The 25,570-nt window shown below is 70.3% G+C and carries 25 protein-coding genes; 11 read left to right on the top strand and 14 right to left on the bottom strand.

Translation table 11 applies throughout. The features are described from left to right. Positions 1 to 91 precede the first annotated feature (91 nt). The 3 genes from HUW46_RS20040 to HUW46_RS20050 form a co-directional block, all read right to left on the bottom strand. Complete coding sequence (locus HUW46_RS20040; RefSeq protein WP_215548726.1) at positions 92 to 958, bottom strand: hypothetical protein; 867 nt, start codon at positions 956 to 958, stop codon at positions 92 to 94. A gap of 127 nt (positions 959 to 1,085) precedes the next feature. Further along, positions 1,086 to 1,367: a hypothetical protein gene (locus HUW46_RS20045; protein ID WP_215548727.1), complete on the bottom strand. Its 282-nt coding sequence runs from the start codon at positions 1,365 to 1,367 to the stop codon at positions 1,086 to 1,088. 55 nt (positions 1,368 to 1,422) lie between these two features. Continuing rightward, a complete protein-coding gene (locus HUW46_RS20050) occupies positions 1,423 to 1,971 on the bottom strand; it encodes a hypothetical protein (RefSeq protein WP_215548728.1) in 549 nt (182 codons plus the stop codon). Between the two features lie 144 nt (positions 1,972 to 2,115). Between HUW46_RS20050 and HUW46_RS20055 the strand changes: the two genes are divergently transcribed. Together HUW46_RS20055 and HUW46_RS20060 are read left to right on the top strand one after the other, a co-directional pair. Further along, the gene (locus tag HUW46_RS20055; RefSeq protein WP_215548729.1) at positions 2,116 to 2,892 is read left to right on the top strand and encodes a deoxyribonuclease IV; all 777 of its coding nucleotides are present in this window, start codon (positions 2,116 to 2,118) and stop codon (positions 2,890 to 2,892) included. Between the two features lie 138 nt (positions 2,893 to 3,030). Then, positions 3,031 to 3,363, top strand: coding sequence for a hypothetical protein (locus HUW46_RS20060; RefSeq protein ID WP_215548730.1), 333 nt, complete (start codon positions 3,031 to 3,033; stop codon positions 3,361 to 3,363). A 29-nt stretch (positions 3,364 to 3,392) separates the two neighbouring features. Here the strand turns inward: HUW46_RS20060 and HUW46_RS20065 are convergent, their stop codons facing one another. Both HUW46_RS20065 and HUW46_RS20070 read right to left on the bottom strand, forming a co-directional pair. Then, positions 3,393 to 4,934, bottom strand: a complete 1,542-nt coding sequence (locus tag HUW46_RS20065) for a glycosyltransferase family 87 protein (protein WP_215548731.1) — start codon at positions 4,932 to 4,934, stop codon at positions 3,393 to 3,395. A gap of 73 nt (positions 4,935 to 5,007) precedes the next feature. Beyond that, complete coding sequence (locus HUW46_RS20070) at positions 5,008 to 6,087, bottom strand: ROK family transcriptional regulator (RefSeq protein WP_215548732.1); 1,080 nt, start codon at positions 6,085 to 6,087, stop codon at positions 5,008 to 5,010. Between the two features lie 54 nt (positions 6,088 to 6,141). Between HUW46_RS20070 and HUW46_RS20075 the strand changes: the two genes are divergently transcribed. Continuing rightward, entirely contained in the window at positions 6,142 to 7,188 is a 1,047-nt protein-coding gene (locus tag HUW46_RS20075; protein WP_215548733.1) for a Gfo/Idh/MocA family protein, read from the top strand. Positions 7,189 to 7,244: 56 nt separating this feature from the next. On the opposite strand, the gene HUW46_RS20080 is transcribed toward HUW46_RS20075, so the two are convergent. After that, complete coding sequence (locus tag HUW46_RS20080; protein ID WP_254126352.1) at positions 7,245 to 10,013, bottom strand: transglycosylase domain-containing protein; 2,769 nt, start codon at positions 10,011 to 10,013, stop codon at positions 7,245 to 7,247. Positions 10,014 to 10,095: 82 nt separating this feature from the next. Next, complete coding sequence (locus tag HUW46_RS20085; RefSeq protein ID WP_215548734.1) at positions 10,096 to 10,509, bottom strand: DUF5318 domain-containing protein; 414 nt, start codon at positions 10,507 to 10,509, stop codon at positions 10,096 to 10,098. Positions 10,510 to 10,796: 287 nt separating this feature from the next. Between HUW46_RS20085 and HUW46_RS20090 the strand changes: the two genes are divergently transcribed. Continuing rightward, a complete protein-coding gene (locus HUW46_RS20090; protein WP_215548735.1) occupies positions 10,797 to 11,372 on the top strand; it encodes a PadR family transcriptional regulator in 576 nt (191 codons plus the stop codon). 45 nt (positions 11,373 to 11,417) lie between these two features. Continuing rightward, positions 11,418 to 12,497, top strand: a complete 1,080-nt coding sequence (locus tag HUW46_RS20095; protein ID WP_215548736.1) for an inositol-3-phosphate synthase — start codon at positions 11,418 to 11,420, stop codon at positions 12,495 to 12,497. On the opposite strand, the gene HUW46_RS20100 is transcribed toward HUW46_RS20095, so the two are convergent. The 3 genes from HUW46_RS20100 to HUW46_RS48370 are packed head-to-tail and all read right to left on the bottom strand — an operon-like array spanning position 12,498 to position 13,710. Next, positions 12,498 to 13,139: an HAD family hydrolase gene (locus HUW46_RS20100; protein ID WP_215548737.1), complete on the bottom strand. Its 642-nt coding sequence runs from the start codon at positions 13,137 to 13,139 to the stop codon at positions 12,498 to 12,500. It abuts the gene before it with no gap. A gap of 24 nt (positions 13,140 to 13,163) precedes the next feature. Further along, positions 13,164 to 13,466: a DUF3558 domain-containing protein gene (locus tag HUW46_RS48365; protein WP_254126354.1), complete on the bottom strand. Its 303-nt coding sequence runs from the start codon at positions 13,464 to 13,466 to the stop codon at positions 13,164 to 13,166. Beyond that, a complete protein-coding gene (locus HUW46_RS48370) occupies positions 13,396 to 13,710 on the bottom strand; it encodes a DUF3558 family protein (protein WP_254126355.1) in 315 nt (104 codons plus the stop codon). The genes HUW46_RS48365 and HUW46_RS48370 overlap by 71 nt, the downstream gene beginning before the upstream one ends. Positions 13,711 to 13,824: 114 nt before the next feature. On the opposite strand from HUW46_RS48370, the gene HUW46_RS20110 reads away from it, so the two are divergent. The 4 genes from HUW46_RS20110 (at position 13,825) to HUW46_RS20125 (ending at position 18,709) form a co-directional block, all read left to right on the top strand. Beyond that, positions 13,825 to 14,286: a MarR family winged helix-turn-helix transcriptional regulator gene (locus tag HUW46_RS20110; protein WP_215548738.1), complete on the top strand. Its 462-nt coding sequence runs from the start codon at positions 13,825 to 13,827 to the stop codon at positions 14,284 to 14,286. Then, positions 14,276 to 15,496, top strand: coding sequence for an MFS transporter (locus HUW46_RS20115; RefSeq protein ID WP_215548739.1), 1,221 nt, complete (start codon positions 14,276 to 14,278; stop codon positions 15,494 to 15,496). Before HUW46_RS20110 ends, HUW46_RS20115 begins: the two co-directional genes overlap by 11 nt. 27 nt (positions 15,497 to 15,523) lie before the next feature. Then, positions 15,524 to 16,417, top strand: a complete 894-nt coding sequence (locus HUW46_RS20120; RefSeq protein WP_215548740.1) for an alpha/beta fold hydrolase — start codon at positions 15,524 to 15,526, stop codon at positions 16,415 to 16,417. Positions 16,418 to 16,618: 201 nt separating this feature from the next. Then, on the top strand, positions 16,619 to 18,709 hold the full coding sequence (locus tag HUW46_RS20125) for a PhoX family protein (protein WP_215548741.1): 2,091 nt from the start codon (positions 16,619 to 16,621) through the stop codon (positions 18,707 to 18,709). A 217-nt stretch (positions 18,710 to 18,926) separates the two neighbouring features. Here the strand turns inward: HUW46_RS20125 and HUW46_RS20130 are convergent, their stop codons facing one another. After that, the gene (locus HUW46_RS20130) at positions 18,927 to 20,204 is read right to left on the bottom strand and encodes an MFS transporter (protein WP_215549985.1); all 1,278 of its coding nucleotides are present in this window, start codon (positions 20,202 to 20,204) and stop codon (positions 18,927 to 18,929) included. A gap of 116 nt (positions 20,205 to 20,320) precedes the next feature. On the opposite strand from HUW46_RS20130, the gene HUW46_RS20135 reads away from it, so the two are divergent. Together HUW46_RS20135 and HUW46_RS20140 are read left to right on the top strand one after the other, a co-directional pair. After that, complete coding sequence (locus HUW46_RS20135; protein WP_215548742.1) at positions 20,321 to 21,007, top strand: SDR family oxidoreductase; 687 nt, start codon at positions 20,321 to 20,323, stop codon at positions 21,005 to 21,007. A gap of 31 nt (positions 21,008 to 21,038) precedes the next feature. After that, on the top strand, positions 21,039 to 21,545 hold the full coding sequence (locus tag HUW46_RS20140; RefSeq protein ID WP_215548743.1) for a hypothetical protein: 507 nt from the start codon (positions 21,039 to 21,041) through the stop codon (positions 21,543 to 21,545). Between the two features lie 54 nt (positions 21,546 to 21,599). Here the strand turns inward: HUW46_RS20140 and HUW46_RS20145 are convergent, their stop codons facing one another. The 3 genes from HUW46_RS20145 to HUW46_RS20155 are packed head-to-tail and all read right to left on the bottom strand — an operon-like array spanning position 21,600 to position 25,421. Then, a complete protein-coding gene (locus tag HUW46_RS20145; protein ID WP_215548744.1) occupies positions 21,600 to 22,916 on the bottom strand; it encodes an amidohydrolase family protein in 1,317 nt (438 codons plus the stop codon). Positions 22,917 to 22,927: 11 nt separating this feature from the next. Next, positions 22,928 to 23,596, bottom strand: a complete 669-nt coding sequence (locus HUW46_RS20150; protein ID WP_215548745.1) for a response regulator — start codon at positions 23,594 to 23,596, stop codon at positions 22,928 to 22,930. 37 nt (positions 23,597 to 23,633) lie between these two features. Next, the gene (locus HUW46_RS20155) at positions 23,634 to 25,421 is read right to left on the bottom strand and encodes a sensor histidine kinase (protein WP_254126359.1); all 1,788 of its coding nucleotides are present in this window, start codon (positions 25,419 to 25,421) and stop codon (positions 23,634 to 23,636) included. Positions 25,422 to 25,570 lie beyond the last annotated feature (149 nt).

Consider the following 25,570-nt stretch of genomic DNA (forward strand, 5'->3'; position numbering starts at 1 on the left):
GGCGGGAGACACGGGCTATCAACTGGTGATAACGAGCGGGCTGTGGGAAAGATACTAGGAAGTAGCCGAACCGGTGTCCGCAACCCGTGTTTCAGGCCACCGTCTTCCGGAGCACCCAGGTGCGCACGAGACCGGCGCTCGCACCGGAAAGTGCCACCACGGCAAGGAGAACGGGCAGCCCGACGCCGCCGGGGAGCCCGCTCGAACCGGACGGCAGCGCTTCCGCCCGTCCCGCGTTCTGGACACCGTTGGGCTGCTTCGGGCCGTCCTGGCCCAGGATCCCGAACTCCGGCGCGTAACCGGGGACCTGCCCGCCGTAGCGGACGCCGGGCGACGGCGTGTAGAGGCCCGCCGTGGCGACGGGGACGTTGCTGTAGTCGCGCATCGGCGAGTATCCGCCGGCGAAGCTCACCGGCAGGCCGCCGAAGCTGAGCGGGGCGCCAGCGCCGGGGACCAGCGGGCTGTTGACCGGCGGCAGGGCCGAACCCGCGCCACCACCGGTCGCCGGTGCGCCCGGAGCGCCGCCGGGGGTGCCTTGTTTCGGCGGCTGCTGCGCGGGCGGCGGCGTGCCCTGCTTCGGCGGCTGGCCGCCACCCGAGAGCGCCTTGCCGACGTCGCCAGCGGCCTTGCCGAGCCCGTTGGTGGTGCCCGAGACGACACCGTTGATGGCGCCCGCCGCGGGGGCGCCGATGACCGGGACGGGGGCGACGACGGCGTCCACCACGTTCACGGTGATGTGGCACAGCGCGTCGAGAACACCGCCGATGAGGTCGGTGATCGTCTTCAGGCCGAACGGGGTCTGCACCTTGTCGCCGGGGTGGACGGTGACCGTCTGGCCGCACTGGGCGGGCACCACGGTGCTGGCCGAGGCGGTCGCGGGCGCGCCGAGCACGGCGGATCCGGCCAGCACGAACACCGTGGCTCCGGTGGCTACCGTCCTGCGCGTACGCCCTTGCATCGCGTTCCTCCAGCGGCATCAGCTGCGGTCACCCACAGAGGTAACGACGCTAACGGAGCGCGGTGACGCCCGTCGATTCGAACGGCGGGCGCAAACGGGTGGACTTGCCCGTCACCGAGTGTGCGGGTCAGGCGGCCTTGCGGCGCATCCAGGTGCGCACGAGCGCGGCGGCGACGATCGCCAGCGCGACCACGGCCAGCAGCAGCGGCAGCCGCGCGGGCGGGGTGGACGCCGGGAGCGCCTCGACCGAGGAAGGCTGCGCGATCACCGTCGGCGGCTTCGGCTCCTGCGGCTGCTCGGGGCTGCCGAGGCTCGGCGCCGCCGGGGGCACCACGCCGGGCGGGATGATCGGCGCGGCGATCGGCGGCAGGCCGTTGATCGTCACGCCGAGCGGGAAGCTCGTCTGCACGCCGGTGAAGGTGCCGACGCCGGTGTCGGGCGCGGTGACGATCGGCGAGATCTGGTCACCGCCACCAGGCTTCGGGGCAGGTGCCGGGCTGGGACCAGGACCCGGACCCGGTCCAGGGCCTGGCCCGGGTCCAGGCGGGGGGGTTGTCGCCAGGAGGCTGCGAGGGGAGGTTGTCGTCGCCGGTGACCGGGGCGGCGAGGGCCTGCACGCCGCCAGCCGCCTTGTTGGCGAGCGTCTGCACGGGCTTGCAGACACCGGTGGTCACGTCGCGGAGGCCGGGCACCTTGGTGATGCCGAGCGCGTCGAGGGCGTCGGTGACCGGGAGGTTCAGCAGCGGCTTGCCGCCGGTGGCGTTGGTGGACTTGGTGCCGAGCCCGAGGTCGACCGCGCCGGGCCGGTTGACCAGCGCGCCGACGTCGACGGTCACCGGGGTGCCGTCCTTCGCGGACACGGTGGCTTCGCAGTCGCCCTTGAGGAGCGGATCGGGCCCTGGCGCGGCGGAGGCGCTGTTCGTGAAGAACAGTCCGGCGGACGCCGCGACGACGAAACCCAGTGCACCGACGCGGTGTGCGGTCTTCCCCATGTGCTCTTCGCCCTCCGGCATCTGACCCACGCTGCCTCACGGAACGCGCTCACGGTACTGCACGAGCGTCACCGCGCGGCGCCGGACACCGGAATTCCACTCGGTGGATCTTCACGGGCACCTCACGGCGGATTCCTGTCGGCGTCCGGCGCTACGCTGCCCGGCATGCAGATCGGTGCGCACGTCCGTGACGAGGACCCGCTTCCCGCCGCCCGCGAGCGTGATGCCGCGGTGGTGCAGTTCTTCCTGTCCGACCCGCAGGGCTGGAAGGCGCCGAAGCGGCATCCGAGCGCGGACGAGATCGCCGCGTCCGAGGTCGAGGTGTTCATCCACTCGCCGTACCTGATCAACGTGGCGTCGCTGAACAACCGGATCCGGATCCCGTCGCGCAAGGGCGTGCTGCAGCACGCGAACGGATCGGCGGAGGTGGGCGCGAAGGGCCTGATCGTGCACGGCGGGCACGTCCGCAAGGGCGAGGACCCGCAGGAGGGCCTGGTCAACTGGCGCAAGCTGTTCGAGCGCCAGGCGGCGGACGGGGGTTTCGCGGTGCCGATCCTGATCGAGAACACCGCGGGCGGCGACGGCGCGATGACCAAGGATCTGGACATGATCGCCCGGCTGTGGGAGCAGGTCGGCGAGTTCGGCGCCGGGTTCTGCTTCGACACCTGCCACGCGTTCGCCGCCGGATGGGATCTCGAAACCGCGGTGGACAAGGTCAAGGCGATCACCGGCCGGATCGACCTCGTGCACCTGAACAACTCACGCGACGAGTTCGGCTCCACGCGGGACAGGCACGCGAGCGTGGTCGGCGGCGAGGGCACGATCGATCCGGAGGTGCTGGTCGGCGTCGCGGGCTCGGCGGGCGCGCCGGTCGTGGTCGAAACCCCCGCCGACGGCCAGGCCGCCGACATCGCCTACCTCCGCGAAAAACTGGGCGCCTGACGGATCCCGGTTGCGAAGGCCCCCCGCGGGCTGGCGTCTAAGCTGCAGTTAGCGGGCTAAACGCGAATCGGGGTTGCTCCTGACGCGACGTCAGGGCGGAGCCTCGGCCGGGTACGAAACCCGACCGAGGAGGAAGTGATGAACGACCGGCCGGTCTACCGCGCCGAGGACGGTGAGCTCGTCGGATACCTGCGCCGCGACGGTGACGGCTGGCTGCCGTTGACCGTGTTCGGCTATCCGCTGGCCGAGGCGGGCCCGCACGAGGAGTCGGTGGCCGAACTGGAGGGCCGCGGGCTCGCGGTCCTCGGTGACCGGTGGTCGGTCCGCCACGACGGCGAGTGGCTCGCGTGCCGCCTCACCGAAGCGGAGCCGGGCCGGGTCGCGGTGCGGATCACCGACTTCGGGTCGCCCGACTGCGGCCGCACCCGGGTGCTCGACCGGCCCGGCCCCGAGGTGTTGCGCCTCGACTGAAGCCGAAGCCGAAGCCGGCGTGCGCCGGTTCAGGCCGGAACCGGCGCCCGCCGCTTCAGGGTCAGCACGTCCGGCGCGCCGTCGAGCACCCCGCCGCCGGGGTCGCCGGTGAGCGTGTCCTCGTCGATCCGCACCAGATCGGTGGACGGCCGGTAGATCTCCCTGAGCACCAGCACGCACAGCCCGGCGACGGCGAGGTCCCGCGCGGTGACGACGCCGAGGAACCAGCCCTCGGGCAGGCCGCGGTGATCTTCGCCGAGGTAGTAGAACATGCGCGGCGCCCACACCAGTGCGTCGATCACCATCCACCCGAGCAGCAGCCGCCAGCGCGGGATCGCGAGCACGGCCAGCGGGACGAGCCACAGCGAGTACTGCGGGCTCCACACCTTGTTGGTGATCAGGAACGCCGCCACCACCAGGAAGCACAGCTGCGCGAGCCGTGGCCGCACCGGCGCGGACAGTGCCAGATAGGCGATCCCGGCGCAGCAGAGCACGAACAGCGCGCCGCTGACGAGGTTGAGCCAGGTCGGTGTCTGGTGGGTGCCGAGCGGGCCGTCGAACCCGGTCCAGCCGGTGAAGTACGAGATCACGTTGTAGATCGAGTCCGGGTCCATCGGGCGGCTGGTGTTGAGCCGGAAGAACTCGGACCACCCCTGGTGCAGCCAGATCGCGAACGGCAGGTTGAGCACCAGCCACGCGCCGACGCCGGTGGCCGCGGTCTTCGCGAACTCGCGCATCTTTCCCGCGCGCAGGCACAGCACGAGCAGCGGCCCGAGCAGGAACAGCGGGTACAGCTTCGCCGCGGCGCCGATGCCGAGCAGCAGCCCGGCCAGTGCGGGTTTTCGCCGCGACCAGGCGAGCAGGCCGGTGGCGGCGAACGCGGTTGCGAGCGCGTCGAAGTTCGTGAAGACGTGCACGAGCACGAGCGGGGAGATGGCGACCAGCACCGAATCCCATGGTCTCCTGCGGTGGGTGCGCGAGGTCGCCCAGACGGTCACCAGCCAGCCCGCGGCGAGGAAGAGCGCGGTGATGTCGAAGTACACGGCGACGTCGAGGCCGCTCGGCAGCCAGCCGGAAGCGGCGACCGACTGCCACGCCTGCGTGAGTTTCGCGTTGGCCCACTGGAAAAGCCCGGTGAGCACCGGGTATTCCATGTACCGCGTCTGCGCGTCCGCGGTGCCTTCGTCCTCGACCCAGCTGGTCTCGTACGGGAAGGCGCCCGGTTTGTTGAGCCGTTCGGCGCCGTAGAGCGGGATGATGTCCGAATAGCACATCGCGACGTAGGGCCGTCCCGCTCGCCAGTCGAGCTCGGACTGGCCCTGGTCGTTGGTGAACTGCTGGATGCAGGCGGCCTTGCCGAACCAGCCCAGCATGAGCGCGACGACGGAGAGCAGCAGCGCGACCCGCAGCGGGGACCAGAACCAGTGTCTGCCGGTGGCCGCGTGGGTGCCGAGCGGCCCGCCGATCGGACGGGTCGCGGCGGCGGCGAAGGGGTCGGTCCGGCTCGGCGCCACGCGCGGCGCCGACTCGGGTACCTCGGGAGCGCTCGTCTGCTCGGTCGGGCTGGACACCCGGGGATGTTAACGAGATCGGCGTCGCCAGTGTGTAAACAGCCCAGTGCGAACAGCTCGGTGTGAACGGCCGCTATCCCGGGTCGGCGTAGAACTTCGCGAGCACTTCGGCCGCGGCGCCCGCGGCGACGATGTCGTCGCCGAACTCGTCGAGGTCGAGCTGGATGCGCTGCCAGTGCGGGAGCGGCAGCGATGCCTCCAGCCGGTTCCTGATCGCGTCGGTGTAGAGCGACGGCGCGGCCCGCACGGCACGTCCCGCCAGCACGATCCGGTCGAGGTCGAGCACCTGCACGAGGTCGACCAGCCCGATGCCGAGCAGGTCGGCGGCGCGTTCCGGCTCGCCGGCGAGCACGGCTTCGTTGTGCAGCACCTCGACGCAGCCGTTGCGGCCGCACGCGCACCGGGGTCCCGTGTAGTCGAGCGTGGTGTGTCCGAACTCACCCGCGTTCGTCCTCGGCCCGCGGTACACCTCGCCGTCGATGAGCAGGCCGACGCCGATCCCGGTGCCGACGAAGACCACGGCCGTCGCGCAGGGGCGTTCGCCCGCGAGCCAGCCGTGCGCGAACGCGGCGGCGTTGGTGTCCTTGTCGACGACGACGTCGAGCGCGGTCTTGGCGCCGAGATCGGCGCGCAGGGGCACGCGGTCCCAGCCGGGCATCTTGGTGGCGTGGTGCACCACGCCGGTGACGTGGTCGAGCGGGCCCGCCGCCCCGACGCCGAGGCCGAGCAGCGCGCCGACCGCGGTGCCGTCGTGCAGTTCGTGCGCGCAGTCGGCGATCGCGGTGACCGCTTCGGCTGGCGTGAACCCCGGGCGCAAGCGCTTGCTGGTCCTGGCCAGCACGGTGCCGAGCAGATCGGTGCGCACCGCGCGGAGCTCGTCGCGTTCGAGCTGCACGCCGATCGCGCAGCGCGCCTCGCCGCGGATGGTGAGCCGGGTGCGCGGCTTGCCGACTCCCTGAGCGGGTTGCCTTTCCTCGTCCAGGAAGCCGGCGTCGAGGAGATCGGGCACGATCTTGGAGACGGCCTGCTGGGTGAGCCCGGTGACCTTCGCCAGTTCGATCCGGCTGAGGCCGCCGGTGCGGCGGATTTCGTCGAGCAGCAGTGCGCGGTTGTGCTGGCGCAGACCGCGCACGTTCACTCCGGATTTCGCCACGTGTCCATCCTGCCACTGATTGCTGATAAAGCAACAGTGTTGTTTAATTGGGCCATGACTCAGCTTCGTGTCGGCATCCTCGGTTACGGCATCGGGGGCCGGGTGTTCCACGCTCCCCTCGTCGCCGCGACGCCGGGGCTCACCGTCTCCGCGATCGTGACCGCGAACCCGGAACGCGCGCGGCAAGCCGCCGACGACCACCCTGGCGCCACCGTCGTCGCCGACGCGGACGCGCTGTTCGGGCTCTCGCTCGATCTCGTCGTGGTGAGCACGCCGAACCGGACGCACGTGCCGCTCGCGCTGCGGGCGGTCGAACGCGGCACACCCGTCGTGGTGGACAAGCCGTTCGCGCCCACGGTCGCCGACGGCGAACGGCTCGTCCGCGCCGCGGCGGACGCGGGCGTCGGGCTCACCGTGTTCCAGAACCGCCGCCTCGACTCCGATTTCCTGACCGTGCGCGGGGTGCTGGACTCGGGCAGGCTCGGCGAGGTCTTCCGGTTCGAGTCCCGGTACGACCGCTGGGTGCCGGAGCCCAAGGACAACTGGCGCGAGTTCGGCGACCCCGCCGAAGCGGGCGGTCTGCTCTACGACCTCGGCGCCCACATCGTTGACCAGGCACTGACCCTGTTCGGGCCGGTCACCGAGGTCTACGCGGAACTCGACCGCCGTCGCGCGGGTGTCTCCGTCGACGACGACACGTTCGTCGCGCTCCACCACGCCAACGGAGTGCGCTCGCACCTGTGGACGTCCGCGCTCGCGGGGACGCAGAACCCGCGCTTCCGCGTGCTCGGCGACGCGGGCACGTTCACCAAGTACGGGCTCGATGTGCAGGAGCCGCAGATCAAGGACGGCATGCGGCCGGGTGACGAAGGCTGGGGCGTCGAACCGGAGTCCGATGCCGGGGTGCTCGGTGTCGGTGACAACGTGGTGACCGTGCCGACGGAAACGGGACGGTACGAGGACTTCTACGCGCAGACCCGCGACGCGCTGCTGGGCGAGGGCGAGTTCCCGGTGGATCCGGCGAGCGCGTTGGAGGCGTTGCGCGTGCTCGAAGCCGCGCGCGTGGCGGGGACCGAGCGCAGGGTCGTCGAACTCGCCTGAGTCCACTTAGGACGCAGAAGGGCCCCGTGCGAACGAATCGCGCGGGGCCCTTCTGCTCAGCCTTCGGGGGTCCGGCCGGGTGGCTGGCCCCACCCGCCGTCACCGCCGGGGAACGGCGGCGGGCGGTCCGTCGTCTTGCTCGGCTTCGTCGGCGTGCTGGTGTCGCTCGGTGTCGACGGCGGCGGTTGCTCCGAGCTCGTCGATGGCGGCGGTGGCGGTTCCTCGCTCGTCTTCGGCGTCGACGGCGGTTTCGCCGAAGTGGACGGCGGCGCGGACGCGACCGCCTTCCCGATCAGGTCCACCTTCGGGAACTTCAGCTCCTGCTGCCCCTTGAGATAGGCGTCCATGAACTTCTGCCAGATGTGGCCAGGCTCGGCGCTGCCGTACATCGGTTTGCCCTGCGCGTTGTAGATCGGCCGGTTCCCGTTGGTGCCGACCCACACCGCGGTCGAGATCTGCGGGGTGTAGCCCACCATCCACGCCTGCGCGTTGTCCTTCGACTTCGGGCCGTCGCCGCCGACGTACTGGTGCGTACCGGTCTTGCCAGCGCATTCCCGTCCGCTCGCGCAGTCCAGCTTCGAGTACGAGACCACCGGCTGCAGCGACTCGGTGACGTTGCCCGCGATCTGCTTGCTCTTCTCGGCGTCGTCGGAGAAGGCGGGCTTTTCCTGGGTCTGCGTCTGGTAGACGACCTCGCCGCCGGGCGTGGTGATCTTGTCGACGAAGTGCTGCTGGTGCCGCATGCCCTCGGCGGCGAAGGTGGCGTACGCCGCGGCCATGTCCTCGGTGGTGACCTGGGTCTTGCCACCACCGATGGAGATGTTCGCGTCACCGGCTTCCATCGTCTTCGTGTTGCCGTGCTGGGCGGGGATCCCGGCCGATTTCGCCGCGTCGACCACCGCCTGGGTGCCGGTCACGTTCGTCACCATGTCGTAGAAGACGGTGTTGACGGACTTCTCCATGCCTTCGGCGACCGTGCACGGCCCCGGATCGGTGTCGCATCTGCTGACGTTCCCGATCGGGGGCGAGCCCTTGAAGGACGTGCCGCTCTTCGACGCGAACGTTTCGCCGAGCCCCTTTCCCTTCTGCAGCAAGGCGACCAGGTCGAACGGCTTGAACGACGAGCCGGGTTCTCGTTGGTAGTTGGCCCAGTCCAGATCGGCCGTCTTGCCGTCGGGCAGCAGCCCCGTCCCGCCGTAGTAGGCCTTGACGCCGCCGGTGTTCGGGTCGACCGCGACCAGCGCCTTCTTCAGCTCGGGCTGTTTCTTCAGCACGTCCTGCATGATCGACTCGGTGGCGTCCTGCGCCATCTGCTGTGCCTTCGGGTCGATCGTGGTGTAGATCTTGTAGCCGCCCGCGTGGATCTTCTCCTCGGAGTAGCCCGCCGCGTCCAGCTCGGCCTCGACCCGCTTCTGCACCAACGAGTTCGGGCCGGTGATGCCCTTGGGCTTGGTCTCCTCGGCGGGGACCGGCATCGGGAACGTGGCGGCCGCGCGGTCGGCGGGCGAGAGCCACTTGTTCTCGACCATCCGGTCCATCACGTACTTCCAGCGCGACTTCGCGTAGTCGAGGTTCCCCGACCGGCTCGGCCCCTGGATGAGCCCGGCCAGCAGCGCCGCCTCCGACGCGTTCAGGTCCTTCACCGGCTTCTTGAAGTACGCCTCCGAAGCGGTCGCGATCCCGCTCGCGCCGCGCCCGAAGAAGATCGTGTTCAGGTACGCCGCGATGATGTCCTTCTTGTCCTGCTGGTTGTTCATCTTGAAGGACTTCACCAGCTCGGTGAACTTACGGGTGAGCGTCGGCTCCTCGTTCTCGGTCGCCTTCTTGATGTACTGCTGCGAGATCGTGGACCCACCGCCCTGCTTGCCGGTGGCCTGGTTCCAGACCGCGCGCAGGATGCCGGTGACGTCGAAACCGCTGTTGGTTTCGAAGCTGGCGTCCTCCGCCGCGTACGCGGCGTGCTTGACCACCTCGGGGATCTCCTCCGGCTTCAGGATCTGCCGGTTGCCGCCGGGCGGCACGTCCTTGCCCATCTCCGAGCCGTCGCCGAAGTAGTAGGTGACGACCTGGCTCTGCTTGGCCGCCACCTCTTCCGGCGTCGGCACGTCGACGAAGAAGTAGGCGATCGTGAACGCGGCCGCTGGCAGCACCACGAAGAGGCCGAACAGGACGTAGAGGGTGCGCCGGATCCGGCGCCAGCGCCGCTTCTTGCGCTGTTTCGGCGTCAGCACGGGCTTTTCCTTCTTGCCCTTGCCGCCGGGATCCTCTTCGTCCGCACCGAACTCGTTGAACCTGGCCTGCTCGTCGGCGTAGCCGTCGTCGTAATCGTCGTAGCCGTCTTGGTAGGCGGGGTCGTAACCGTCGTCATAGGCGGGCTGGCCGCCGGTGCCGTTGTGCTCGTGGTGCGTAAGCAGTTCCGGCTCGCGCGCGCTCGGGTCGACGCCGCGCGGCACGTATCCGGTCGGCTCGTCGCCGGGTGGCCGCCTGCCGGGAGGTGGCGGCGGTGGCGGCGGCTGCCGGTACTGGGGCGGCGGCGGCCCCTGCGGCGGGCGCTGCCCGGGAGGCGGGCCCTGCGGGGGGCCGGGCGGTGGCCGGTACCCGGGCGGCGGCCCCTGCCGTGGCGGCCTGCGCGGCGGCTCCTGCTCGCCTGGCCACTGCGGCTCGTCACCGGAGGGCCACTGCGGAGGCTGGTTCTGCTGCCGCGGCGGCTGGCGGCGCGGGGGTCGCTCGACTGGCCACTGCGGTTCGTCGTCGGTCGGCCACTGGGCGTGGCGGTGCCGATCAGGCTCCTCGCCAGGCCAGGAGCGGTTGTACTGGTCGTTCACGAAAGAGCCTCCCAGGACGGCGGTTCGGGGTACGCCGTTCTGTGGTCATGAGCTGCACTTCTGGTGGTGCCGGTCGAGCTGGTCACTGTCCTGCTGTCCTCCGCGAGCTCCGCCGGGGCTCAGGGCAGTCAGGGGTTCCCGTGCCAAGGACGTATGACTGCACCAGGTGGTTCCAGCCGCATGTCCGGCAGACCTCCACCACGTACACGGTGAACTCCGCGAACAGGTTGGCCATCCTGGTGAGCTCGTCCGGGGTCCGCGCGGAGCCCGCGGCGTGCTTCAGCTCGTCGCCGTAGACCCACGAGACGTGCGTCAGCGCCTCCTTGCGGCAGACCGGGCAGCTCGTCGCACTCGGCTGGCCGTGGAACTTGGCTGCCCGCAGCAGGTACGGGCTGGCGTCGCAGACGTCCATCGTGCCGACGCGACCGGAGTAGACGCCCGCCAGCAGCGCACGGCGCTGCAAGGCGTAGTCCACGATCTGTCGCTCGTTCCGCACGCTGACAGAGTACGTGCCCGGCGTGGGCCGCCACTGAGCCGTTCTGCCTAGCGATCTTCGTCCAGAACGCGACACGCCGGAAATTTGATAACACTCCGGTGAATTTCGCCCATCGACTCGAGGCCCCGGTGGTCACTCGGAAAGGTTATGTACACCACTTCGATGTATCGACGCGATATACTCCGGCGGTAGGTTGACGGTGTCGTCAAGCGGTCGTGCCCCTTCGTGAGCGCTCACAGGAGGCAACGCCGGGCGAGGCCGTTCATTCCCGGGAGGGAGGTGTCCCCGTGCTGGAGTTCGCCATCCTCGGTCTGCTGCACGAGGCGCCGATGCACGGCTACGTGCTGCGGAAACGACTGCACGACACGCTCGGCACGTTCCGCACGTTCTCCTACGGATCGCTGTACCCGACCCTGCGGAGGCTGCTGCGGAACGGCTTCATCGTGGAGGAGATCGACGACGAGGCGGAGGCGGGCCGTGCCGCGTCGACGAGGACGTGGGGCCGCCGGGCGAAGCGCGTGTACAAGCTCACCGCGGAGGGCAAGGAGCACTTCGCTGAGCTGCTCGGTGACGCGGGACCCCAGACCTGGGACGACGAGGGCTTCGGCGTCCACCTGGCGTTCTTCTCAAGGACACCGGCCGACGTCAGGATGCGCATATTGGAGGGTCGTCGCCGTCGCGTCGAGGAACGCCGCGAAGGGCTTCGTGCCGCCATGGCCAGGGCCGAGGAGAAGATCGACCGCTACACCCGCGAGCTGCACCGGCTCGGGCTGGAGACCAGCGAACGGGAAGTGCGGTGGCTCAACGAGCTGATCGCGCACGAACAGGCCGAGCAGCACGACCGGGGCGACCCGGGCCGCTGACGGCGAGCACTCACCTACGAATCACTAGTTGAAGGAGAAACCGGCATGGGCGAGAACCGCCGCGTTCGGGTGGCCATCGTTGGCGTCGGCAACTGCGCGGCGTCGCTGGTGCAGGGCGTGCAGTACTACCGCGACGCCGATCCCGCATCGCGCGTGCCAGGTTTGATGCACGTGCAGTTCGGCGACTACCACGTGTCCGACATCGAGTTCGTCGCCGCGTTCGACGTGGACGCCAAGAAGGTCAGCCGCGACCTCTCGGAGGCGATCTTCGCGAGCGAGAACAACACGATCAAGATCGCGGACGTGCCGCCGGTCGGGGTGACCGTGCAGCGCGGGCACACCCTGGACGGGCTCGGCCGGTTCTACCGCGAGACGATCGAGGAGTCCGACGAGCAGCCGGTCGACGTCGTCGCCGCGCTGCGCGAGTCGAAGGCCGACGTGCTGGTCGCCTACCTGCCGGTCGGCTCCGAGGACGCCGACAAGTTCTACGCCCAGTGCGCGATCGACGCCGGGGTGGCGTTCGTCAACGCGCTGCCCGTGTTCATCGCGTCCGACCCGGAATGGGCGAAGAAGTTCACCGACGCCGGCGTGCCGATCGTCGGCGACGACATCAAGTCCCAGGTCGGCGCCACCATCACGCACCGCGTGCTGGCCAAGCTCTTCGAGGACCGCGGTGTCCAGCTCGACCGCACGATGCAGCTCAACGTGGGCGGGAACATGGACTTCCTGAACATGAAGGAGCTCGAGCGCCTCGAGTCGAAGAAGATCTCCAAGACCCAGTCGGTGACCTCGCAGGTCGACCGCGACCTCGGCAAGGGCAATGTCCACATCGGACCGTCGGACTACGTGCAGTGGCTCGACGACCGCAAGTGGGCCTATGTGCGCCTCGAAGGCCGCGCGTTCGGCGACGTGCCGTTGAACCTGGAGTACAAGCTCGAGGTGTGGGACTCGCCTAACTCGGCGGGCATCATCATCGACGCGGTGCGCGCCGCGAAGATCGCGAAGGACCGCGGGATCGGCGGCCCGATCCTGTCCGCGTCCTCGTACTTCATGAAGTCGCCGCCGGAGCAGTACAGCGACTCCGTCGCCCGCGACGCGGTGGAGAAGTTCATCGCGGGCGAGTAGTCAGCTTTCCAGCGCGCTGGGCAGGTCCCGGATGTTCCCGAGGACGTGCGGGACCTGCCACAGCACCGCCGGGTCCGGCGGGAAGTGCGGGTTCGGCACCGCGTAGACGGTCATGCCCGCGGTGAGCGCCGACCGCAGCCCGTTGGTCGAATCCTCGACGGCGGCGCACCTCGTCGGGTCCACGCCGAGCCGCCGGGCCGCTTCGACGTACACGTCGGGCGCCGGTTTGCCCCTCGCGACGAGTTCGCTCGACAGCGCGACCGGCACCAGTGGTTTCAGGTCCGTCGCGGCCAGGAACGCGTCGATCAGCACCGGCGGTGACGAGCTGGCGATCGCCACCGGGTACCGCTCGCCGACCGTCCGCACGGTCTCCTCGGCGCCGTCCAGCACGGGCGGCCCTTCCGCGTACCGCTGCGCCATGCGCGAGACGACCACTTCGGCGATTTCGTCCGGGGTGAGTCGCGCGCCCAGCTCTTCGACCAGGTAGCGCGCCCATTCCGGGGTGCTCATCCCCTGTTGCGCCCTGGTCGCAGCCGCGGTCCAGGTGCCGCCGTGCTCGGCGACCACCGCGCGGCGCACCTCGTCCCAGATCCGCTCCGAGTCCACCAGCACGCCGTCGAGGTCGAACACCACCGCATCCATGGGGGCCGAAGGTAGCCGACCCGTTCACCCCTTGGGCAGCCTCGGTTCGACGACGTCGGCGAGCTTCGTCGTCATCCCGCACGCCTTCTGCGGGTCCGAGGCGACCACCGCGACGTCGACACGGGCCGAGGGGCCGAGTTCGAGCGCCATCAGGCATGCGCCAGGAGGTTTCGGGACGAGCACCGCGCGGCGTCCGTTCACCTTGCCGGTGGTCTTGCCGTTCCCGCCGTCGACGACGGTGTCGACACCCTGTTCGTCACGAACATCGACGCCGAGCGTGACGCTGCCCGCCGCCGTCTCCGCCTGTCTTGGTGAAGTCGCAGCCACGGGCGCCGCCACGGTCCTGGACGACCGGTGGTTCGAAGGTGCCGTAAGCCGCGAGGTCCGCCGCGACGAGCAGCGAACACGGATCGATCGACCCGGTGTCGGCATTGCCGGGGGGAGCCGTCGCGGCGGTGGAGGACCCGGCTGCGCCTGCCGACGGCGGAGCCGCGGAGGGCATACCCGGCACCGCGCTGGAACAGCCGGCGAGCGCGGCCGCGAGCAACGGCACAAAGAGGACTTTCTTCATTTTCACCCCAGTTCGCGAACGGACGACGGCAGCGTACTCGCCGAGCGCCGCGGCGAAGATCGTCTGTGCGCCAAGTTACTTCGCCACCCTAACTAAATATGTTAGCCTGGCTAAGTGAATCACGGAGTCGCCGAACTGGCCCACGAGCTGCGCCCCCTGCTGTTCCGGCTGTACTACGTCGTCCGCAGGCAGACGCCCCAGCTCCAGCTCACCCTCACCCAGGGCTCCGTGCTGTCCGAGCTGGTGCGCGGCGGCCCGAGCCGGATGAGCAGGCTCGCCGAGCTGGAAGGCGTCCGGCTCCCGTCGATGACCGACGTGGTGGCCAGGCTCGAACGCCTCGGCATCGTGAAGCGGACGCCCGATCCCGCCGACGGGCGCGCCGTGCTCGTCGCGGTGACGGACGAGGGGCTCCGGTTCTACGACGAACTCGTGATCGCGCGCGAGGAGTTCCTCCGCGAACGCCTCACCGCGCTCGACGAACAAGACCGCGCGGCGATCGACACCGCGCTACCGGCGCTCCGGAAGTTGTTGGAGCAGAGCACTTTGAGGGAGGAACTGATCCGGGATGAGCGATAGCCATCACGGCAGCCTGCTTGACGCGGTCAAGGGGCAGCCGAAGCAGGTTTGGATCACCGCTTTCGCGGCCGTGATCGCGTTCATGGGCATCGGGCTGGTCGACCCGATCCTGCTTTCGATAGCCAAGGGGCTGGACGCGACGCCGTCACAGGTGACGCTGCTCTTCTCGAGCTATCTCGGCGTGCAGGTGATCGCGATGCTCGTCACCGGTGCGGCGAGCGCGAAGTTCGGCGCCAAGCGGACCGTCCTGGTGGGGCTGACCCTGATCGTCGCGGCGACCGCGCTGTGTTCGGTGGCCGGGTCGATCGAGCAGCTTGTCGGCCTGCGCGCGGTGTGGGGGCTCGGCAACGCGTTCTTCATCGCCACCGCGCTTTCGGTGATCGTCGGCGCGGCGACCGGCGGGCAGAGCGGCGCGATCCTGCTGTACGAGGCCGCGCTCGGCATCGGGCTCTCGGTGGGGCCGCTGCTCGGGGCGTTGCTCGGCAGCATTTCGTGGCGCGGCCCGTTCGTCGGGACGGCGGTGCTGATGCTCGCCGGGCTCGTGCTGTGCGCGGTGTTCCTGAACAGCGACTCGCACCAGAAGCGCGATCCGATCCGGCTGCTCGACCCGATCCGCGCGCTCGCGCACCGCGGGCTGCTGCGCACTTCCGTCGCGTCGGCGCTGTACACCGCCGCGTTCTTCACCGTGCTGGCGTGGTCGCCGTTCGTGCTCGAATGGAACGCGATCGCGGTGGGCCTGATCTTCTGCGGCTGGGGTCTGTGCGTGGCGGTGGCGGGCGTGGTGCTCGCGCCGAAGCTCGCGGGCAAGTTCGGCGAGCGGCACGCGGCGGCGCTTTCGGTGTTCGGGTACGCGGTGCTGATGCTGGTGATGGCGGTGCCGAGCAAACCGGTGCTGGTCGTCGCGATCATCGTCAGCGGAGGAGTTTCCGGACTGCTCAACACTTTGTTCACCGGGACCGCGATGTCCATTTCGGACGCTCCGAGGCCGGTGGCGAGCGCGGGCTACAACTTCTGCCGCTGGCTCGGCGGCGCGGTCGCGGCCACGCTCGTCGGGCACGTCGCCGAATGGCTCGGCTCGCCGCAGTCGCCGTTCGTCGTGGCCGCGGTGCTGTGCGTGATCGCCGGCGGGCTGCTTTCCTTGCGGGAGCGCAAGGCCGACGAGCACACCGTGCCCGCCGAAGCGGCATTGGTCGGCGGCGAGGAGTTCTGACCGATCCGGGCGTGACAGTATCGGGGCATGGTTTTCCCTTACCCGGCACAGGTTTCCACGCCGGTGCTGGAGGTGGCGTACGAGTGGGCCGGTGACCTCGGCGGGGTCCCGGTCGTCCTGCTCCACGGATTCCCGTACGACGTGCGGGCGTTCGACGAGGTCGCCCCGATCCTCGCGGGCCGGGGCGCCTACGTGCTCGCCCCGTACCTGCGGGGCTTCGGCTCGACGCGCTTCCTCGACGACGCCACGATCCGCTCCGGCCAGCAGGGCGCGCTCGCGCAGGACCTCCTCGATTTCCTTGACGCGCTGAGGATCGAGAAGGCCGTGCTCGCCGGGTACGACTGGGGTGGCAGAGCGGCCTGTATCGCCGCGGCCCTGCACCCCGAACGCGTTCGCGGCCTCGTCACCGTCGACGGCTACAACGTGCAGAACCTGGCTTACGCGGGCGAACCGGCGCCGCCGGAATGGGAACGCACCTACTGGTACCAGTACTACTTCCACGCCGAGCGGGGCCGCCGCGGGCTCGACCGCAACCGCGACGAGCTGTGCGGACTGCTGTGGCGCACCTGGTCGCCGACCTGGGACGGCGCCGCCGCGGCGTTCCCGGCGAGCGCGCCGAGCCTGCACAACCCCGATTTCGTCGACGTGGTGATCCACTCCTACCGGCACCGGTTCGGCCTGGTGGACGGCGATCCGCGGTACCAGCCGATCGAGGACCTGCTCGCGGCGGAGCCGCCGATCACCGTGCCGACGGTCGTGCTCGAAAGCGGCGCGGACGGCGTCGGCGGGCCGAGTGCCGCCGGGGACCGGGAATTCTTCACCGGTTCCTACGAACACCGGTATCTCGACGGGATCGGGCACAATGTCCCGCAGGAGGCGCCGGAAGCGTTCGCGGAGGCTGTCGCGAGCTTGCTGGGGTGAGGCGGTCCGGCCCGACGAACCCCGATTCGGTGACGCTCCGCGTTCGATCGGGTCCGCGCCGTTTCGTCCGGTCTCAGCCGTGGTAACGCGTTCGCATCGGTTCGTCCCGTTCGCCGTCCGTTCACCTCGATGTCCTGCTCGCATCGCTTTGGGCACTTACGGTCGCTCGCGTTCCCCTGACTGAGTGACCATGGAGGCCTTGTGTCCGTCGAGCCACCGCGGCTGCTGCCGTTGATCGCCCATCCCGGCGGCCGATCCCCCATCACCTGCGAATACCGCTGCGGCAACGCCTGCGCGCACGAGGCCCCGAACCCCTCGGACAACGAGTACTTCGGTGACGTCGTCAAGGACGTCGTGTCCCGCCGCGGCGCGCTGAAGGCGGGTGCCGTGCTGGCCGCGACCGCGGGCGGGTTCGCCGCGCTGTCCGGTACCGCGGCCGCGGCCGAGAACGCCGTACCGACTACGGCCGGTCACCACCCGCGCCCCGGTCGCCCGGTCCCCGGCACCGACTTCGATCCTGTGCCGCCGAACAAGCTCGACGCCGTCACGACGCCGGAGGGCTACGGGCAGAGCGTCGTGATCCGGTGGGGCGACCCGGTGGTGCCCGGCGCGCCGAAGTTCGACTTCCGCAACCAGACCGCGGCCGCGCAGGCGAAGCAGTTCGGCTACAACAACGACTTCGTCGGCCTGATCCCGCAGGACCCGCTCGGCGTCCGCAACCTGCTGGTGGTGAACCACGAGTACACCACCGAGGTGCACCTGTTCCCCGCCGACCAGTACGACCCGAGGAACCCGACCGAGGAGCAGGCCAAGATCGCCTGGGCCGCGCACGGGCTGTCGGTCGTGCAGACCTTCCGCGACCCGGTGTTCGGCGCGCTGCGCACGGTGCCGAGCCCGCTCAACCGCCGTATCACGCTCGACACCGAGTTCGAGGTGCGCGGGCCCGCGGCGGGGTCGAAGTTCCTGAAGACCTCCGCCGACCCGACCGGCCGCAAGGTGCGCGGGACGCAGAACAACTGCTCCGGCGGGGTCACGCCGTGGGGCACGGTGCTCTCCGGCGAGGAGAACTTCCACCAGTACTTCGCGAACGCGGACAAAATCACCGAGCCCGCCGAAGCCGCGCGCCTCAAGCGCTACGCCGTCGGGACCGGCGAGAGCACCCGCAAGTGGGAGCGCTTCGACAAGCGCTGGGACGTCGCGCGCGAGCCGAACGAGCCGAACCGGTTCGGCTGGGTCGTCGAGATCGATCCGCACGACCCGAACTCGACGCCGGTCAAGCACACCGCGCTCGGCCGGTTCAAGCACGAGGCCGCGAACGTGAAGATCACCAAGGACGGCCGCGTCGCGGTGTACTCCGGTGACGACGAGCGCTTCGAGTACATCTACAAGTACGTGTCGAAGGGCAAGTACAAGAAGGGCGACAGCGCGCACGCCCGCCGCCACAACTCGGCCCTGCTCGACGACGGCACGCTCTACGTCGGGAAGTTCACCGGCAACAGCCCCGGCGAGATCGACGGCACCGGAAAGCTCCCCGCCGACGGCGAGTTCGACGGCACCGGCTCGTGGATCCCGCTCGCCAGCGGTGACAAGTCCTTTGTGGACGGTTTCACCGCGGAGGAGGTGTACGTCTTCACCAGGCAGGCCGCGGACAAGGCGGGCGCGACCAAGATGGACCGGCCGGAGGACATCGAGCCGAACCCGGTCAACGGCCGGATCTACGCCGCGCTGACCAACAACAGCGACCGCGGCGCGGCGGGCAAGGCGGGCGTCGACGAGGCGAACCCGCGCGTGCGCAACAAGAACGGGCACATCCTCGAATGGGACGAGGACAACGGGGACGCCGCCTCGCTGTCGTTCTCGTGGCGCCTGCTGCTGGTGTGCGGCGACCCGAAGACCGCGGACACCTACTTCGGCGGTTTCCCGAAGGACCAGGTTTCCCCGATCTCCTGCCCGGACAACGTCGCCTTCGACCGCCACGGCAACCTGTGGATCTCCACCGACGGCAACACGCTCGGCGCCAACGACGGCCTGTTCTCGGTGCCCGTCGACGGCCCGGAACGCGGCCACGTCAAGCAGTTCCTGTCGGTGCCGGTCGGCGCGGAGACCTGCGGGCCGGTGGTCACCGACAACCTCGTGCTCGTCGCGGTGCAGCACCCCGGTGAGGACGCGCCCAGTTCGGCGAACCCGACTTCGCACTGGCCGGACGGCGGCACCTCGCAGCCGCGCCCGGCGATCGTTTCGGTGTGGAAGAAGGGTTTCTTCGGCCTCGTGGGCCGCATCGGCGTCCGCTGACCGGGATCATCCGCCGGGGCTGATCACGCCCCGAAAGTGACGTTCGGGGCGCTGGATTCCCCGAATGTCACTTTCGGGGCACGCGAAGGTCTGCTGTGGGGTCATGCGGGTCGCGGCATGCCGTGAAGGTGGCCTTCACGGCACTGACTGCCGTCATGGTGGCCATCAGGGGAGTTCCACTCCCGGCGAGCAGCCCGCCCAGGACGCGACCCGGCCATCAGGAGCCTTCGGCGGACCCCTCCAGGAAGGCGGTCTTCTTCGGTTTCGCGCCAAGGAAGAGCGCGACGATCGCGCCCGCGATCATGCAGGCGCCGACCACCCACAGCCCGGATCGCTGGCTTCCGGTGAGGTCCCGCAGCCAGCCGGTGACATACGGCGCGGCGAAACCGCTGATGTTGCCGAGCGAGTTGATGAGCGCGATCCCGCCCGCCGCGGCCGCGCCGGAGAGGAAGTTCGACGGCAGCGCCCAGAACGTCGGCAGCGCGGCGCACACGCCCACCGCGCACACCGTGACCGCGACCATCGCGGCGTACGGGTTGCCGAGGTACAGCGCGACCGGGATGGCGATTCCGCCGAGCAGCATCGGCAGCGCCACGTGCCACTTCCGCTCGCCGGTGCGGTCGCCGTGGCGGGCCCAGAGCACCATCACGACGGCGCCGACGGCGTACGGGATCGCGTTGACCAGGCCCGCCTGCGTCGTGGTGAGCTTCGACCCGAACTGCTGCGAGAAACCGGAAATGATGGTGGGCAGGAAGAACCCGAGCGCGTAGAGCCCGTACGCGATTCCGAAGTAGACGAACGCGAGCCCGAGGATCCGGGGGTGCGTCAACGCCTTCCGCAGCGGCCAGTGGTGCTCGGCCTCGGTCGCCTTCCGCTCGGTTTCGAGTTCGTTCGACAGCCAGGTGCGTTCCTCGGCGGTGAGCCACTTCGCCTTTTCCGGGCGGTCGGTCAGGTAGAACCAGGTGACCACGGCGAGCAGGATCGCCGGCACGCCCTCGACGAGGAACATGAACCGCCAGCCCGAAAGCCCGAACACGCCGCCGCCGTGCGCGATCAGCAGGCTCGACACCGTCGACCCGATCGCCGAGGACACCGGTATCGCGGCCATGAACAGCGCGACCGCCTTCGCGCGCTGCGAGGCGGGGAACCAGTACGTCAGGTACAGGATGATGCCGGGGAAGAAACCGGCTTCGGCGACGCCGAGCAGGAACCGCAGGACGATCAGCGTCGTCGGGTTCGGCACGAACGCCATGACCGTGGCGACGATCCCCCAGGTGATCATGATCCTGGCCATCCAGCGGCGCGCGCCGAAGCGGTGCAGCGCGAGGTTGCTCGGCACCTCCAGCACCAGGTAGCCGAGGAAGAACACGCCGGAGGCGAAGCCGAACGCGGTCGCGGTGAGCCCCAGTTCGGCGTTCATCCCGTTGGGGCCCGCGAACCCGATGTTCACGCGGTCCAGGTAGTTCACGAAGTACAGCAGGCCGAGGAACGGCATGATGCGCAGCGCCACCTTGCCGAGCACGCGGTTGCCGGGGTCGATCTTCGCGGAGGTCACAGCGGGGATCTCACGCCGCGGCGGTCGCCGAGTCAAGGGGGATCTACGGTGAACGCATGACGGATACCCCGACGGCACTGGTCACCGGCGCTTCGCGCGGCATCGGCGCGGCGGTCGCGCACGCGTTGGAGCCGACCCACCGCGTGCTGCTGGGCGGCCGGGACGCGAGCGCGCTCGACCGGCTCGCGGCCGAGCTGCCCGGTACCGAACCGTGGCCGGTCGACCTGACCGACGGCGAGGCGCTGCGCGCGGCGACCGCGAAGATCGGGGAGCTGGACGTGCTGGTGCATTGCGCCGGTGTCGCCGACCTCGGCACCGTCGAAGCGGCCGACGCCTCGGTGTGGCGGCGGAACTTCGAGGTCAACCTGCTCGCCGTGGTCGAGCTGACGCGGCACCTGCTGCCCGCGCTGCGCGCGTCCGGCGGGCATGTGGTGCTCGTCAACTCCGGACAGGGTCTCGCCGCGCGCGAAGGCTGGGGCCCGTACGCGGCGAGCAAGTTCGGCCTGCGCGCGTTCGCCGACGTGCTGCGCGCCGAGGAGCCGAAGCTGCGCGTCACGTCGATCTTCCCCGGGCGCACCGACACCGAGATGCAGCAGGCGGTGATCGCGGGCGAGGGCAAGGACTACGCGCCGGAGCAGTACCTGCGGCCGGACTCGGTGGCCACCGCGGTGGTCACCGCCGTGTCCGCGACCCCGGACGCGCACCTGACCGAGCTCGTGCTGCGCCCGGTACCGCGCGCCTGAGGGTGCCCGGTTTGCGCTAGCTTTTGTCGATGTGACCGTTCAGGGCCGTGACCCGGCAGGCAGGCCCAAGGTGTTGCGGTGGTTCGTGCTGGCGATCTTCTTCGGCGGGGTGGCGCTGATCGGCTTCCTGGTCACCTCCACCGCGGTGCTCGGCGCGAAGGTGCTCGGCTCGGACTGGTCGCCGATCGACGCGGACCTGGCGATGGACTTCGACGACGGCGACCGGATCGCGCTGCGCTCCTACACCGACGACCTGTTCGGCTGCACGCTGACGCCGCCGTCGGGACCGCCGAAGACTTACCAGGTCTACGGCCACTCCGCGGGCGAGCGCGGCAGCGGCAGCACCACCAACGACCGCGCGTGGTTCACCGGCACCGCGAAGCTCCACTGCGAGCGGCCCGCCGAGATCCGCGACCCCGGCAGCTTCACCAGGGACGATCTGCTCCTCGGCGCGACGCAGGGCGGGGTCGGCGCCGGTGCGCTGTGCCTGGTGGCCGGGTTCGTCCAGCTCTACCGCCGAACCAGGTTTCCCGAGTAGACCACTTCGGACGATCGCCCACGCGAAAGCCGGCACTCCTCCCGGTTCGCGTTCTCAGCCGCGCAGCCGCGCCGCCGCTTCGGCGGCACTCGCCTGGACCTTCGCCCTGTCCACGCGCAGCGATTCGCCGTCGCCGACGACCTGCTCGCCCGCGACCCACACGTCGCGGACGCGGCGGGAGCCCGCCGCCCACACCAGGTTCTGCAGCAGCTGGTCGTCCGGCACTTCGAGCCCGGTCGCGAACGCCGGGTCGTCGGTGTCGACGTGCACCAGATCGGCCCACCGCCCGGCTTCCAGCGCGCCGATGTCGTCGCGGCCGAGCGCGTCCGCGCCGCCGCGGGTGGCCATCAGCAGCGCCGCGCCTGCGCCGAACACCGTGGAGTCCTTTGTGGACAGCCGGGCGAGCATCGCGGCGAGCTGGATCTCCTCCCACAGGTCGAGATCGTCGTTGCTGGCGGGGCCGTCGGTGCCGAGCCCGACCGCGACCGAGGCCGCGCGCAGCTCCGGCACCCTCGCGATACCGGAGGCCAGCTTCGCGTTCGAACCGGGGCAGTGCGCGACACCGGTGCCCCGCGCGGCGAACAGCGCGATGTCCTCAGTGGACAGATGAACGGCGTGCGCGGCGATCGTGCGGCCGTCCAGCACGCCCAGCTCGTCCAGCAGCTTCGGCACCGAACCGTGCTCGGCGCGCTGCTTTTCGTCCTCCGCGGCGGCTTCCGCGACGTGGATCTGCACCAGCGCGCCCCGGGTCGCGGCGGCTTCCGCGATGGCGCGCAACGCCTCCGGTTTCAGCATGTACGCCGAATGCGGCCCGTAGCCGACCTCCACCCGGTCGCCGGGACCGAACCGCAGCCCGTCGGTGTCGATCCAGCGGTTGATGCCGTCGAGCATCGCGCGCCAGTCCATGCCGGGCAGGTCGAGCACCGCGGGCGCGAGCACCACCCGGCCGCCGGTGGTGAGCACCGCGTCCGCGAGCTGCTCCGGCTCGAAGTACATCTCGGCGCTCGTGGTCACGCCGTGCCGCAGCATTTCGACGGAGCCGAGCAGCATGCCCGCGCGGATGTCCTCCGGTTGCAGGTTCGCCTCGGCGGGCCAGATGATTTCCCGCAGCCAGCGCAGCAGCGGCAGTTCGCCGCCCATCCCGCGCAGCAACGTCATCGGGCTGTGCGCGTGCGTGTTCACCAGTCCCGGCAAGAGGATCCCGTCGAGATCGGTGACGAGCACGCCGTCGTCGTCGGGTGCCGTCGCGGCGGGCCCGCAGTACGAGATCCGGCCCGTTTCGCCGATGTCCACGACCGCGTCGCGGAGCACCGAGCAGGCCGGGTCGGCTGGCAGGACGACGGGAGCGCGCAGACGGCGGCGGAAAGTCATAACCGCGCATTCTATGGAGCGGGTGTGTCGTCCATGAGTCCAGACCGCCAAGCCCAGGCGGCGGTTTCCACCCGGTTGCGGGCGCCGATCTTGCCCTGCACCGAAGCGAGGTGCGTCTTCACCGTGGACAGCGACAGGTAGAGCTCGTCCCCGATCTCGGTGTTCGTCAGCCCGCGCGCCGCCGCCTTGACGACGTCCAGCTCGCGCGCGGTCAGCGGATCGGCGGGCTGGTCCACGGCCTTGCGGGCCGGTTTGCCCTCGAAGTGCTTGAGCAGGCGCACGGTGATCTGCGGCGAAACGAGCGCGTCACCGCGCACGGCGGCGCGGACGGCTTCGATCAGCAGCGCGGGCCCCGCGTCCTTCAGCAGGAACCCGCTCGCCCCGTTGCGCAGCGCGGTGTGCACGTACTCGTCGAGGTCGAACGTGGTCACCACGACGACCTTCAGCGGATCGGCGACGTCGGGGCCCGCGAGCTGCCTGGCCACTTCGAGCCCGTCGAGACCGGGCATGCGGATGTCGAGCAGGCATACGTCCGGCCGCAGCTCGCGCGCCTTGCTCACCGCGGTGATCCCGTCCGCGACATCGGCGACCACCTCGATGTCGTCCTGCGCGGCCAGGATCATGCGGAACCCCATCCGCACCATTTCCTGGTCGTCCGCGATCAGCACCCGGATCGTCATTCGTCTCCTCGCTCGTCGCTGACTCCGCTGGGAAACGTCATTCGTCTCCTTCCAGCGGCAACCACGCCTCCACGCGCCAGCCGCCGTTCGGTGCCGGTCCGGCGTCGAGCCTGCCGTGCAGCAGTTCGACCCGTTCGCGCATGCCGATGAGACCGTATCCGCCGCTGCCACCGGCCGGTCGCCGGTCCTCGCCCGGCGTCCGCGCGCGCCCGTCGTCGCGGATCCACAGGTGGAGTTCGCCGCCGCTGACGTGCGCCAGCACCACGGCCTCCGTCGCGTCCGCGGCGTGCTTGCCGATGTTCGTCAGCGATTCCTGCACGAGCCGCAGCGCCGACCGCGCCACCTCCTGCGGCACCGTGCCAGGGAGGTCCAGGTCGAGTTCGGTGGGCACGCCGTGGTTCGCCTCGCCGACGAGCTTGCGCAGGTCCGCGGCGAGATCCGTGGTGGCCTGCTCGGTGACCTCGCTGGTGCCGCTGCCCGTCGCGGCGTCGCCGCGCATGCTGCGCACCAGCCGCCGCATCGCGACCAGCGCCTCGGTGCCCGCGTGTTCGATGCGGTCCATCGCCTCGACCGCGACCTGGGGATCCTTCTCCCCCATCATTTTCGCGGCCTGCGCCTGCACCACGATCCCGGTGACGTGGTGGGCCACCACGTCGTGCAGTTCGCGCGCGAGCGCCATCCGCTCGGAGGTCTGCGCGTCGGTCACCGCCGCCTTCACGACCTGCTTGCGCTCCGAATCGCGCGAGCGCAGGTAGAGCCCGAGCGCGACCGCGATACCGAGCAGCAGCAGGGCGATCACGAACAGGGTGCGCATCGTGCTCAGGTCGAACATGTGCCGGGCGCCGGTGCGGCCGGACACCGAGCCGTTGATCCCCGCGGCGAGCGCGACCACCACGCTGAGTACCCCGATGAGCGTCCACGCGGAGCGCCGGGGTTCGAAGCGGATCAGGTTGACCACCAGGATCAAACCCGCGAACACCTGGGTCACCGGCATGCCGCCGCCGATGACCAGCGGGCCTTTGACGCCCAGCAGCGGCGCGGCGATCGCACTCATGAGCAGCACGGCGGCGAGGCCGATCCCCGCGCGCACCGGCTGCCGGTGCGAGTAGATGGCCATCGCCGCGGCCGCGAGGGAGAACAGCAGCAGCGGCACGGCGCGCTCGTTGCCGGAGGTCATCGTCCAGGACACGTCGAGGAACCCGACGAGGCTCAGCGCACCCGCGATCGGCCAGTGCTCGCGCAGCAGTTCCCTGGTGAGGCCCGCCTTCGCGGGCGCGTGCTTGCCTTCCCTCGTCTGCAGCCCCACCGCGATGGCGACCACCAGCACGGCGAGACCCGCCACCAGCGAGGTGCTGATGGCCGACGCGGTCAGCGAGGTCGGCCGGCGCCCGATGACCGCGATCAGGCACCCGATCACCAGCGTCGACGTCGTCGCGAACGCGACACCGGGCCGCAGCCGCCGCACGGCCAGCATGACGAGTTCGAACCCCGCCACGGTTTCGCTCAGCGTCACGTTCCGCAGCAGCGTCGAATAGGGCAAGTACGGAGAAAGCCGGATGAGCGCGCTGGAGAACACCAGCACCGCCGCGCCCACCACCGCCGCGACCGCGGGACGCCGCTTCGCCCACAGCGCGCACGCGACCATCCCGACGACCCCCGGCAGCACCACGAGGTCGTCGCCCCGCGGCCCGGCGTCGTCCAGCGCCGCGGGCACGATGATCAGCAGATCGCACAGTGCCGCACCGAGCAGGGCGATCCCGGGCAGCCCGAGCCACCGGAAGAAGGCGATCGCTTTCTGCTGCAGGGGTCCTGGCGCGTCCGACACCCCACAACGGTAGAGGAGCCCGCCCGCCCCGCACCTTGGCCGCACGGCCCGTTCCCCCTCGGCCGATCGGCCGATGAGCGGGCGGGCGAGCCTGGCCGTCTGCCCGAAGTGGACACCCGCCGGGATCCGCGACGCTGGTCCCCGTTCAG

The sequence above is a fragment of the Amycolatopsis sp. CA-230715 genome (assembly GCF_018736145.1).
GTDB lineage: Bacteria > Actinomycetota > Actinomycetes > Mycobacteriales > Pseudonocardiaceae > Amycolatopsis.